The organism is Jiangella asiatica (genome assembly GCF_004349065.1).
GTDB classification, from domain to species: Bacteria; Actinomycetota; Actinomycetes; order Jiangellales; family Jiangellaceae; genus Jiangella; species Jiangella asiatica.
The window spans coordinates 40,054-52,398 of the sequence record NZ_SMKZ01000009.1 but is presented as its reverse complement, the minus strand read 5'-3'; the positions used below and the strand labels follow the sequence as shown (position 1 = coordinate 52,398).

Below are 12,345 nucleotides of genomic sequence, written 5' to 3'. Positions count from 1 at the left end.
GTCTCCCGAGGGGTTCGCACAGGCGGTGCGATCCTTCTCAGGTTGCCTCGATACCCTCGTGACGCGTTCGTTCTGCCAGGGGAGTCTGCGGTGAACCTGTCCGATATCCAACCCATCCGCTGCCGGGCGGCCTTCGTGGCCGCGGCGGTGATCGTGCTGGCCGCGTGCACCGGCGACGACGGCGACGACCGCGACGACCCGCCCGGGCCGGACCCGTCGATCGCGGTCCCGTCCGTGACCGCCGAGGTGGTCGACGGCGTGCCGCGGCTGGAGTGGGAGGCGGTGGACGGCGCCGTCGCGTACCGGATCAGCTCGGCGTCCGGCTCCGGGGGCGAGGACGGGGAGGACGTCAGCGCGAGCGGGACCGACGTGCCGGCGGACATCTGCGCCGAGGGCACGTGCTCGCTCAGCCTGATGGCCGGTGGGCTGGATCTCGACGGCGAGACCACGGTGAGCGCGGTGACGGAGGACGGCACCTACTCCGAGCCGGCCACCGTCGCCGTCGACCTGCCCGAACCCGACTCCGAGCCGGCCGAGATCGACGAGCAGAACCTCGAGGTCCTGCTCGTCTACGGCTGGAACCTCGACGAGGACGCGCCGTACGACCCCGACGCGCCGCCCCTGACGGAGGTCGTGCCGGTCGAGTCGCTGGAGGAGGCGCAGCGCGTCATTGAGGAGGCGCAGCAGCCAGGCACCGGCGTCATCTCGGCGAGCCTGAACCTGCCGGCCGACGCGACCGGCGACGGCGGCGGCGACGGCGAGGACGAGGGCGACCTCTACGACGAATACCTGGCACGCGGGACCTGGCAAGTCGAGGAGATGGGGTACGACCAGCTGCCCGGCGACCCGCCCGGGGACGGCGTCGTGATCGCGACCATCGAGCAGAGCGGCGTCGACGCGAGCCACCCCTCGCTCGCCGGTGCGGTCGAGGACGGCTACCACGTCGGAGGCGACGGCGACGGGCTCGTCGATCCCGGCGTGCACGCGACGGGGGTGGCCTCGCTCATGGTCGGCCAGCCGGCCGGCGCCGTCCCGGGCATCGCCCCCGGCGCCACGGTCTACCCGATCAACATGGGCGAATCGAGGGAGGACGACCTGCACGAGGCGATCGTCCACGCCGTCGACGCCGGTGCCGACATCATCAACGTCTCGCAGGTGCTCGGGTGCAGCTCATTCCTGGTGATCACGAGCTGCCCGACCGGGCTGAAGGCCGCGACCGACTACGCCGAGGAGAACGGCGTCGTCGTGGTCGCCGGTGCCGGCAACAACGGCGGGGCGGAGAGCTGCGACGGAACGCCGGACGAGGAGCTGTGGCCCGCGGTGCTGGAGACCGTCGTCTCCGTCGGCGCCTACGAGCCGTCGCGCGAGGTCTGGGAATGCACGCCGAACCGTCCCGACGTCGACCTGCTGGCCCCGGGTGTCGACCTGTTCATCGCCGACGCCGGCGGCAGCTACGCACTGGCCGACGGGACGTCGTTCGCCGCGCCACTGGTCAGCGGCCTGATCGCGGTCGTCCTCGCGGAGCGGCCCGATCTCAGCCCTGAGGCGATCCGGGAGATGCTGCCGCAGTGGCGCCGCGCCGACGGTCAGCTGAGCGTGTACGCGGCGTTGGTCAGCGCCGGGATCATCGAGACCGACGAGTTCGAGCCGCCCGAGGGCGAAGACCTCGCCGCCGTCTACCCGTACAGGGTCGAGCTCAGCTTCGACGAGTCCCACGAGATCGTGCCGTACATCGAGGCGGTCGACGAACTCTCCATGACCGAGGGCATCTCGCTCACCTCCATCACCCGGGACTATGCGTACGACAACCCGGAGTACGGGCAGGACGGGTACGAGTTCGGCGAGATCGCCGGGCTGATCTTCCTGCACGACGACGGCTCGGCGTCGGCCACCGGATGGATGCAGCCGCGGCCACGCTGGGCAGGCGAGCACGAGGGGTACCTCAGCGTGCACTGGGAGATGTGCACCATCGTGCCCAGCTTCACCTCAGCCGCCGGCCGGATGTACCGCTGGGACATCCCCGTCACCGTGGAGGCCGCGCTGGTCTCCGACACCGGCGGCGACGGCGAATCGCCCCAGGTCGAGCTGGGCTTCTCCCTCGGCATCGGGGCGACGATGGACGAGCCTGGCGAGCTGCCGCCGGTCACGATCCATAGTGACGACCTGGACCGGTGTGCCGATCTCAACGAGCGGTTCGACGAGGAGGCGTACCTGCACAGCGTGGGCTGGCGGCCCTGGCCCGAGGTGGAGCCGTTCGTCGGCGAGCACTACGCGGCGGTGGAGCAGGCCCACGAGCAGCTGATCGCCGCCACGCCGCTCACCCTCGACGTCCCCGTGGCCCTCGACGGCAGCGACCAGGAGACCACCGCCGCCGGCGACCCCGACGTGTCGATCACCGTCAGCACGGACTGAAGGCTCGCGCGTGCCCACGTTCTACCTCGTGCAACACGGCGACAAGCAGCGCACGCCCGGCGACCCGGGGCTCACCGAGCTGGGTCGCGCGCAGGCCGCTCGTACCGGGCGTTGGCTGCGGCACAACGCGGAGCTGACGGCCTGCTACAGCAGTCCATTCTGCCGGGCCCGCGAGACCGCCGAGGCCGTGGCCGCCGCCACCTCGATGCGCGTCCAGGTGGACCCGCGGCTGCGTGAGCGGATGAACTGGGACGGCTCCCGCCCGCTCGCGGCGTTCCTGGCCGACTGGGCGACCGCCACCGGCGACCGCGACCATGTCCCGCGCGACGGCGACTCGTCCCGGCGGGCCGGAGATCGGCTGCGCGGGTTTCTCGTCGACCACCTGGGCCTGGCCGGCGGCGTCGCCGTCGTGACGCACGGCGGGGTGACGGTGGACCTGTTGCGGACCCTGGTCGGCGACGACCAGCTACCCACCCGGCTGCTGACCGACGGTGTGCCGTCCTGCGCCCTGACGGTCCTGGACGGCCTGTCCGTGGTGGAGATCGCCTCGGTGGATCACCTGGCGACGCACGACTAGCCCGCGGTGTCGCCGGCGGACAGCGTTGCGAGCGGCGAGCGGAGCTAGCCGCGGGCGAGGGCCCAGGTGCGGATGGTGTCGATGCGCTCCTGGATTTCCGCCGCCGTGGCCAGCGCGGCCGGCGGGCCGCCGCAGGCCTTGCGCAGCTCGGTGTGGATGACGCCGTGCGGCTTGCCGGTGCGGTGGTGCCAGGCGCCCACCAGTCCGTTGAGCTCGCGACGCAACAGCGAGATCTGCTCGTAGACGGCGGGGTCGCGGGGCTGGTCCTCCTCAGCTGAACCGTCCTCGGAGGTGGCCGCCGCGCGGGCCGCCTGCTGCTCGGCCTGCCGCCGTCGCAGCAGCGCGGCAACTTGGTCCGGCTCCAGCAGACCGGGGATGCCGAGGTAGTCGGCCTCCTCCGCGGACCCGGCCTGGGCCTGGGTGCCGAACTCGCCGCCGTCGTACAGGACCCGGTCGAACGAGGCTTCGGAGCCGAGCGCCTCGAACGGGCCGAGCTCGTCGGTGCCGGTCTCCTCGTGCTGGGCGGCGGCGATCAGCGCCTCCTCCGCCGCCAGCGGGTCGTCGTCGGCGCCGGGCGGCTTGCCCAGCACGTGGTCGCGCGACGTCTCCATCTCCCCGGCGTACGACAGCAGCGACGGCACCGTCGGGAGGAAGATGGACGCGGTCTCGCCGCGCTTGCGGACCCGGACGAACCGGCCGACGGCCTGGGCGAAGAACAGCGGTGTCTGGGTGGCCGTGGCGTAGACGCCGACGGCGAGCCGGGGCACGTCGACGCCCTCGGAGACCATGCGGACGGCGACCATCCAGCGGTCGTCACCCTCGGAGAACGCGGCGATTTTCTTCGACGCCTTGGGCTCGTCGGAGAGGACGACGGTGGGCGGCTCGCCGCACACGCGTTTGAGCAGGGCGGCGTACGCCCGTGCGGACTCCTGGTCGGTGGCGATGACGAGGCCACCGGCATCCGGGACGTGCCGGCGCACCTCGGTGAGCCGGGTGTCGGCGGCCTGCAGGACCGACGGGATCCAGTCGCCGTGCGGGTCCAGCGCGGTGCGCCAGGCCTGCGCGGTGATGTCCTTCGTCAGCGGTTCGCCCAGGCGTGCGGCGACCTCGTCGCCGGCGCGGGTGCGCCAGCGCATCTCGCCGGAGTACGCCAGGAACAGCACCGGGCGGACCACGCCGTCCTCGAGCGCCTCGGCGTAGCCGTAGGAGTGGTCGGCGACGCTGCGCGGCACACCGCGGTCGTCCGGCGCGTACGTGACGAACGGGATGGGGTTGATGTCGGAGCGGAACGGCGTGCCGGTGAGGGCCAGCCGGCGGGCGGCCGGCTCGAACGCCTCGCGGGCGGCCTCGCCCCACGACAGGGAGTCGCCGGCGTGGTGCACCTCGTCGAGGATGACGAGGGTGCGCCGGTTCTCGCACCGGGCGCGGTGCAGCATGGGGTGCGCCGCGACGCCGGCGTAGGTGACCGCGACGCCGGTGTAGTCGCGGCTGGTCCGGGCTTTGCGGCCGGTGAACATGGGGTCGACGGTGATGCCGACCTTGTCCGCGGCCTCGGCCCACTGCCGCTTCAGGTGCTCGGTGGGAGCCACGATCGTCAGCTGGTGGATCGCCTTGCGTGCCAGCAGCTCCGCGGCGATACGCAGCGCGAACGTCGTCTTCCCCGCACCCGGGGTGGCGACTGCGAGGTAGTCGCGCGGGTCCCGGGTGAGGTAGTCCTCGAGCGCCGCCGCCTGCCAGGCGCGCAAGCGCCCCGCGGTTCCCCACGGGGCACGATCGGGATAGGCAGGAGGCAGGTGCTCAGCGGCCGAAGTGCTCACACATCTCCCGTGACGTCGACGTCCTGGCCGGCCCGGCGGCGACGCTGCCCGCGCGAGCCGATGCCCGGCACCGACCGGCGGCCCGGGCATCGCCACGAGCCTAACCGGCCGCACCGACAGCTCGGGGCAGGACGCGCACGCCTCACGCCGTCGTGACCCGGACCCGCCCGGCGGCCCAGGCACCCACCAGCGCCAGCCCCACCATGACGGCCAGGATCACCAGATAGATCCAGTCGGCGACGCCGGTGGGCGCAGCGGTCTCGCCGTGCCCGGAGCCGAAGATCGTCCCGGCCAGCCCCACGAACGTCGCTGAAAACAAGGCATCGCTGACCTGCAGCGCAGCGGAGTTGGCGCCGTGCTCGCCGACCGGTGAGAGCTGGAACAGCAGCACGCTCACGCTCGCCATGGACATCCCCATGCCGAACGCGCCGACCGTCCACGCCAGCATGACGACGGCGACCGGGACCGACGGGATCAGCGCCAGCGAGACGGCGCAGATGGCGCCCCCGACCAGCAGGCAGCCGACACGCACCAGCAGGTATCGCGGCGCGACGGTCTTCGTCCGGCCCTGGTACCAGGAGCCGCTGGCCCAGCCCAGCGCGCCGCCGGTCAGCGAGAGCCCGGCGAGTGTCGACGACAGCCCGCGCTCGGAGACCAGCAGCAGCGGCAGGAATGCCTCGGTGCCGAAGAACGCGCCGGCCAGGATGCCCCGCATCGCCACGACGGTGGGCAGCCCGCGGCGCAGCACGATCGTCCCGGGCGGCAGCAGCTTCGGCACGCTGAACGCCAGCAGCACCAGCGCCACCGCGGCCACGCCCAGCGCGATGAGATCCGCCCGGCTGCCGGCGTATTGGAGCAGGCCCATGCCGACCGCCGTCGCCAGCGCGTACCGCTTGCGGCCGGCTCGCGGGGCCGCCCCGCCGGGCGGTGGGCCGTCCACGGCGCGCGCCGACGGCAGCGCGAGCAGCACCGGGACGAGCACCAGCGGCGCGATGCCCAGGAACACCCACCGCCACGACAGCTCGTCGGTGAGCACCCCGGCCACCAGCGGGCCGACGATGGACGGCACCACCCACGCGGCCGACATGGCCGCGAAGATCTTGGGGCGCATGGCCTCCGGGTATGCCCGGCCCACGACCACGTACAGGGCGACGATGACCAGGCCCCCACCCAGCCCCTGGGTCGCCCGGCCGGCCAGGAACGGCAGCATCGACTGCGCCGAACCGGCCAGCAGCAGCCCCACCGTGAACGACGCAGTGCCGAGGACCAGCGGCAGCCGTGGGCCGCGCCGGTCGCACAACTCGCCGGAGACGACCATGGCGAACAGGCTCGTGGTGAAGAAGCTGGAGAACGCGAAGGCGTACAGCTCCAGGCCGTCCAGCTCCGGGACGGCGGTGGGCATCGCCGTGGCCACCGCCATCGACTCGAAGGCGATGAACACCACCGTCGACACGATGCCGATGGACAACCGCCGATGAGCCGGCCCGAGAACCCCCTGCGCGATGGCTCGTCCCGGCTCCGGTGTCACGAGCGAATCATAGCGACGCTCCACACACGGGCCGCCGCTGCCGGGCGTCCGTACACTGGGAGCCGTGAGCACCCAGCTGACCCCCGGCACCGAGACCATCGAGGACCGCCGCACCAGGCCCAGCAGCGGCGACGGCGACCACGAACGCTTCTCGCACTACGTGCCGAAGGACAAGCTGACCGAGGCCATGATCAACGGCACCCCGGTCATCGCCCTGTGCGGCAAGGTCTGGGTGCCCAGCCGCGATCCGCAGAAGTACCCGGTCTGCCCGCAGTGCAAGGAGATCTGGGCCTCGATGAAGCCCGGCGACAACGAAGGCTGAGTCGCCTGTCACACCGGCGTCGTTCGTTCCACCCATAGGGGGTGTGAGAGCCACAACGATGACGACGGTGTCCCGTGCCGGCCCCGGGTGAGGCGGACCGCGGCGGGCACGACGCCGCGCGGTCGGCCGAGAGCACACATGACCACGCGAGTGCTGACGGCACAGCACCCGTCGCCGGGGCGCGGCCGGTGGCCGCCGCCATCGCCGACCTGGGCGCACTGCGCGACGAGGTGCGGCGGCAGTTCCGCATCGCCGCGGCGGACGCCCGGCCGGTGGCGCTGCTCGGTGCGCCCGGATGGCTCGCGGACGGGCTGAGCGAGGCCGGCCGCCGCCTGGCCGCCGACCTCGAGGCAGCCGCCGTCCAGGTGGGCGACTCCATCGCGGCCGAGGTCGAGCGCCTGCGCCGGGTCCAGCATCCGCGGGATCCCGATGCGGCGGCCGCACCACCGACCGTCCTCGGCGGCCGATCCGGCCGCCGACCACCTGGACCGCCGCCCCCGCCCAGGCAACGGGTGCCCGCCCGCCCGCAGGTACATCCTGGCGGCCCGCCGCCAGGGCTGGCGCGGGAGCCGGAGCTCACCGACGGCGCCGGGTATGCGCGCGTCCCGCTCACCCCACCGGCCGTCGTCGCCATCGACACGCCCAGGCAGGGGCGCATCAGCGACTGTCACGTCATCGCGGCCATGTGCACGCTGGCCGATCGGGCGCCGGGTCTGCTGACCCGGCTGGCCCGGGCGGAGGGCGACCTCGTGGTCGTCGACGTCCCCGGCCGCGGATACCGGCTGCGATCCACGCTGCCGGTCGACGGCGACGGCGGCGGTTTGGCGTACGCCCGCTCGCCCGACGGGAGCACGCTGGTGTCCTACGTGGAGAAGGCATACGCCGTCTACGGCGGCGGCTACCCGAAGCTCGGCGAGGGCGGCTACCCGGCCGAGGCGCTCCAATGGCTGACCGGCCAGCCCAGCTACATGCTGGCGATCGCCCGCGCCGACGACGACCTCCTCACCGGCCTGCTCGGCTCGGGCGCACCCGCCGTCGCCTGCAGCTGGCGCCTCGACGGCCGCGCATCCGCTGCCCGGGTCGCGCTGCGGTACGGCCTGGCGCAGGACGGGCACGCCTACGCCGTCACCGGAGTCGTCGACGGCCTGGTCATCCTGCACAACCCGTGGGGCCTCCGACATCCCCGGCCGCTCCCCCTCGACGTGTTCCGCACGCTGTTCTGCCGGATCGATTGGTGTGAGCTCGATGACAACTGAACCCCGCCACCGTCCGGTCCAGATCAGGACCGGCTACCCGAACCCGGTCGGCAACTCCTGGGTCAGCGTCCTGGGGGTCGACCCACCCCTGGTCTGCCTGGGCGTCGACGACCCCGACGGCACCGAGACCACCCAGTGGTACGCGCCCGGCAACGCGCTCACCGCCGGCGGGCTGCGCTGGCGGGTGGCGCACACCAGTGCGCCCACGCCACTCGGTCGCGACGCGCCACCAGGCGCCGCCGGCGGGCAGCTCGTCGCGGTTCTCGAGCCGATCGGCCGGCCGTGAAGGTCGGGCCCGGCAGCCCCGCACTACGACGCGACGTCGGCGGCGCGCGTCACCATGGCGAACACGCGCAGGATGCCGGCCCGCCGGTCCGCGGCGACGTGCCGGTACGCACGTGCGGCCAACTCCTCCAGCGGCTCGCAGACCGCCACCTTCGTCATGATCGACGCGTCCGCGAGCTCCTCGCACACGGTCTGGAGGCGCTGGCCGAGACGGCCGTAGGGCAGGTTGCCTGTGCTGCGCACCGCATGGTTCGCCTGCAGCGCCACCATCAGGTCCGAGCGGGTGAGCTGATCCAGGACCAGTCGGCACATCTCCGGGATGTCCAGCGACCAGCCGAGGGCCTGCACCGCAGCCGATCGCACCGACTCCTTCGGGTGCTGCGTCAGCAGCTCCATCAGCTGCGGCCGGGTCTCGACGTGCTCCGCGCCGGTGATTGCCCGCGCCACGATTTCCAGGACCTCCCGGTCCGGCTCCTCCGTCAGCCGTCGTACCAACGCCCGCCGCACCTCCTCGTGCGCCGCGACGGCGGCGAGGGCGCGCGCGGCAGACGCACGCAGGTCGGCGATCTCGCAGCTGAGCAGCTCGATGAGCGTCGCACGGGCGTCAGCCCGGTCCAGGTGGCGCTCCAACTGCCCGAGCACCACGTGCTGCACGCGTTCCCGCGGACCGGCCGCGTCGTCGCACACCAGGGGAACGAACGCGTCGCGGAGGTCGGGCTCGGCCGTCACGCCGGAGTGGCCGCTCATCAGGTCGGGCCCATCCGGGTCCCACAGGCGCCGTGGGTCGACGGCGCGCAGCACGGCCGGAAGTGGTTCGAGCCGACCGGCCAGCGCCATCGCGGCCACGGCGGCCACGCCCAGGTCCTGTTCGACCGTGAGTACATGCCGGAACACCTGGCGCACCGCGGCCGGCTCGACCGAGTTCGCCAACAGCCGGATCGCGAACCGCCGGACGTCAGTCCGCTCGTGACGATCGAGTATTTCCAGGACCGGCTGGAACGCACTGAGGTCACCTCCCTGGTCCGGGTCGGCCACTCGCCGTCCGGCGGACCAGCGAGCGTACGGCTCACGGACGTCCTCGTGGTCCCGGAGCGCATGCAGCGCGTACCCGGCCTCGTCGCGCAGGCGGGCGTCCGGTGCGTGGCCCATCAGGTACACGAGCACGTCCCGCACGTCGTCGTGCTCCACGACGACGGACAGCGTCTGGGCTGCGCGGCGGAGCAGCCGGTCGCTGCGGTCTCCGCTCTTCATCTTCCGAACGAGCGCGGCCCGAACGTCGTCGTGATGCGTGGCCGGCGCCAGGGCGCGCAGCGCCTGAGTCCGCACGAAGTCGTCAGGGTGCGTCTCCAGAAGTCCGACGAATGCCTGCCGCACGTCGGGCCGGTCGAGATGACCGCCCAGAGCCTCGATCGCGGCCTGTCCGGCCTCCTCGTCCCGCGCACCCAAGAGCTCGATCAACGCCGCTCTGACCTCGGGCTGGTCGACGGCGCCGGTCAAGGACTCCGCGGCCGCCGCGCGGACGAACTCACGCCCGTCCGCGAGCCGACGCAGCAGCGCCTCCCGGACCTCGGGGTGTCCGACGGCACCGGCGAGTGCCCGGATCGCCTGGGGCGACCTGCTCTCGTCGCCGGCCATTCTCAACAGGACGCGCCGCACCTCGTCCCGGTCCACGGCCCCGGCCAGAACGCCGATCAGGTCGCCGGCACCGATCCTGCGATCGTCCTCCAGCCGCTCGAACACCGGCGCCAGCGCCGCCGCCGTGACGCGTGGAGTCAACCGGCTGAGCGCCTCCCTGACACCGTTCCGGAACGCCCTGATCTCGTACAGCGACACCAACCGGTCGATCATCCGCTCGATCTGAGCGCCGGCCCGCGGCGCCGTCGGGTCGGGTCGCTCGGCCACGATCCTCGCGGCGGTGCGCAGGCCGAGGTGGAACGGGTCGTCCGCCAGCTCGAGCAGATGGTCGAGCAGCGGCACCGGGTCCTCGAGCTGACCACCGAGCATCGGGATCACCTCGTACCAGTCCGGGTCGAACCACAGGTGCCGGCGCACCAGGTCGAGCCAGTCACCGCTGCCGCCGCCATGGCCGGGTCCAGGGTCCGGCCGCACCCCGTCGCCGGACGCGGCGAGCCGGGCCACCTCACGGGCGACGAGGTACTCCGCGACGGTCCGGTGCACGAAGCGGTACGGTGCGTCGCGCCCGTCGGCCTGGCTGCCCACCGGTGTGAGCAGCCCGGCCACCCGGGCAAGCGAGTCGATGACGGCATGCGGGTCCTGGCCCAACGCGGCCAGCTCCGGCCTGCCGACGAGCACGTCGACTATCTGGTCCACCGGCATCGCGTCGCTCCAGCCGCCGCGGCGGGTGGCGAAGTGCAGCGCGATCGCGCCGCTGAGCCGCAGGTACTTCTCGACCTCTTCGTGCTTGCGGCTGGCGCCCATCGCTGGCTGCCGCCGGTTGACGGTCAGGAAGCCGCGCACGATCCGGTCCAACAGCTGCCAGCGCACCGTCGGCAGCGACTCCTCCGCCCGGGCTGCCGCGCACAGCAGGGACAACAGCAGCGGGTTGCGGGCCATCCCGGCGGCTGCTGGCTGGCGCAGGGCGGCACGCAGGCGGGCCTCCGCCTCGCTGTCGAGGTTCCACGCGGCCACCGTCGCGTCGACGTCGCCCGCTGCGAACGGCCGCAGCTCCACCTCCGCCACCGGCCTGGGCAGCGGTGGCCCGCTGTAGCCGGCGATCCGGCTGGTGATCACGCAGATCGCCGGACCGCGCCCATCGGTGCCCGGCGCCGAGTCCGTTATGCCGTCCGGGTGGCTGCCAGGCTTGCCGCTCGACGCGGTGCCGCCGGGCCATGCTTCCTCGCCGCTCTCATCGGTCAGGTCACGGGTGCCGCCGGGCGGCCCGGCCGGCAGTTCCTCGGTCCGCTGCTCACTCGGCGCGGGCAAGCCGGCGAGCAGGTCTCGTATCCGGTTCTCCTCCTCCGCGCCGGGCAGCTCGTCCCACGCGTCCAGCAGCACCGCGGACCGCCCGGCATCCACCTGGCCGGCCAGCCACACCGTCGTGCTCGGGGCCAGGCCGTGCCGGCGAGCCACGATCCGCGCCAGCGCCTCGCCCAAGGTGTCGCCGTCGGCGCCGGCCAGCTCGTCACAGCGCGCGGTGAGCGGGATCGTCACGTCCTCCGCCGTCGTGGCCGCCACGAGCTTGCGGCGCGCGATCCCCGCGAGCCGATGCGCCTCGGTGCGGATGAGCCACGACTTGCCCATCCCTGGGTCGCCGAGCACCACCACTCGCGGATGCTGGCGCAACAGGACCTGCCACGACATCGTCGGCCCGTCGACCTGATCTCCAGGCTGCTGATACATGCGCGCGGCCTCGGCGCGGCTGGCCCGGCCTATCGGCGTGCTCGAGAACGAATCGACGTCGACGGCACGTCCGGCGCGGCCGGTGCTCGCGCCGTCCTCGGCACCAGCGCGGCGCACCGGGTTTCGCACCTGCACCGGGCGGTTGACCCGGCCCACGTCGAAGTCGTCGGGCAGGTAGCGCGGCAGCCGGTCGCGCCGCTCGGTCTCCAGCTCGATGTCGTGCAGCAGCCGCTCCACGTCGGCGCGCAGCTGCTGCGGCGTCGGCTCGGGCAGCCGGTCCGTGCGGGTGTTGGCGATCAGCATCGCCAGCATCTTCATGGTCAGGCGGTCCTGCAGCGACGGCGCTGAGCGGATGACCTCGTCGGCCAGGACGTCGGGCAGGATGCGCAGGAAGTGGTCGACGTCGATGACGTTGCGCAGCTGGTCCAGGTCGTATCCGGCCTCGTCGAGGGCCGACCGCAGCCGCGCCTCGACCTCGCGCCGGGCCAGCTCGTCGTCGAGCCCGTCCAGCGCACCGACGAGGACGCGCGCGGCGTCGCCGCGGAAAACCTTGCCGAGGTCGTCGGCCACGGCGTCCCACCACGCGGCCTCGTCCACGGTGCCCGTCCCGGCATCCACCGGCCTGGCGTCGCGAACGGCCCGGGTCAGCGTCCGCTCCACCACGTCGCGCAGCTCCCGCGAGTCGCGGCCGCTGCGCAACGAGCGCCAGATCCGGCCGGCACCGGCCGTGACGATCTGCGAAGCGACGTTGGTCAGCACGCCCGTCGTCAACGGTTCCATCGGCCCTC

8 protein-coding genes are annotated in these 12,345 nt (G+C 73.1%); 5 read left to right on the top strand and 3 right to left on the bottom strand.

The window, feature by feature from the left end:
* Positions 1 to 90 precede the first annotated feature (90 nt).
* Positions 91 to 2,412, top strand: a complete 2,322-nt coding sequence (locus tag E1269_RS08580) for a S8 family peptidase (RefSeq protein WP_131893391.1) — start codon at positions 91 to 93, stop codon at positions 2,410 to 2,412.
* Between the two features lie 10 nt (positions 2,413 to 2,422).
* The gene (locus tag E1269_RS08575) at positions 2,423 to 2,989 is read left to right on the top strand and encodes a histidine phosphatase family protein (RefSeq protein WP_131893389.1); all 567 of its coding nucleotides are present in this window, start codon (positions 2,423 to 2,425) and stop codon (positions 2,987 to 2,989) included.
* Positions 2,990 to 3,033: 44 nt separating this feature from the next.
* Here the strand turns inward: E1269_RS08575 and E1269_RS08570 are convergent, their stop codons facing one another.
* Both E1269_RS08570 and E1269_RS08565 read right to left on the bottom strand, forming a co-directional pair.
* Positions 3,034 to 4,806 (bottom strand): DEAD/DEAH box helicase, encoded by a 1,773-nt coding sequence (locus tag E1269_RS08570; RefSeq protein ID WP_239000833.1) that lies wholly within the window; start codon positions 4,804 to 4,806, stop codon positions 3,034 to 3,036.
* A 142-nt stretch (positions 4,807 to 4,948) separates the two neighbouring features.
* On the bottom strand, positions 4,949 to 6,334 hold the full coding sequence (locus tag E1269_RS08565; protein WP_203433192.1) for an MFS transporter: 1,386 nt from the start codon (positions 6,332 to 6,334) through the stop codon (positions 4,949 to 4,951).
* Positions 6,335 to 6,398: 64 nt separating this feature from the next.
* On the opposite strand from E1269_RS08565, the gene E1269_RS08560 reads away from it, so the two are divergent.
* From E1269_RS08560 to E1269_RS08550, 3 genes are all read left to right on the top strand, one after another.
* A complete protein-coding gene (locus E1269_RS08560) occupies positions 6,399 to 6,656 on the top strand; it encodes a DUF3039 domain-containing protein (protein ID WP_131893383.1) in 258 nt (85 codons plus the stop codon).
* A 74-nt stretch (positions 6,657 to 6,730) separates the two neighbouring features.
* Complete coding sequence (locus E1269_RS08555; RefSeq protein ID WP_131893381.1) at positions 6,731 to 7,912, top strand: C2 family cysteine protease; 1,182 nt, start codon at positions 6,731 to 6,733, stop codon at positions 7,910 to 7,912.
* Positions 7,902 to 8,198: a hypothetical protein gene (locus tag E1269_RS08550; RefSeq protein WP_131893379.1), complete on the top strand. Its 297-nt coding sequence runs from the start codon at positions 7,902 to 7,904 to the stop codon at positions 8,196 to 8,198. Before E1269_RS08555 ends, E1269_RS08550 begins: the two co-directional genes overlap by 11 nt.
* A 23-nt stretch (positions 8,199 to 8,221) precedes the next feature.
* On the opposite strand, the gene E1269_RS08545 is transcribed toward E1269_RS08550, so the two are convergent.
* On the bottom strand, positions 8,222 to 12,337 hold the full coding sequence (locus tag E1269_RS08545) for a HEAT repeat domain-containing protein (RefSeq protein WP_131893377.1): 4,116 nt from the start codon (positions 12,335 to 12,337) through the stop codon (positions 8,222 to 8,224).
* Positions 12,338 to 12,345: the final 8 nt, after the last annotated feature.

What these genes read in the sequence shown, in the direction of transcription:
- E1269_RS08545 (WP_131893377.1), bottom strand. Translation starts at nt 12,337, where the DNA reads ATGGAACCGTTGACGACGGGCGTGCTGACCAACGTCGCTTCGCAGATC.
- E1269_RS08550 (WP_131893379.1), top strand. Translation starts at nt 7,902, where the DNA reads ATGACAACTGAACCCCGCCACCGTCCGGTCCAGATCAGGACCGGCTAC.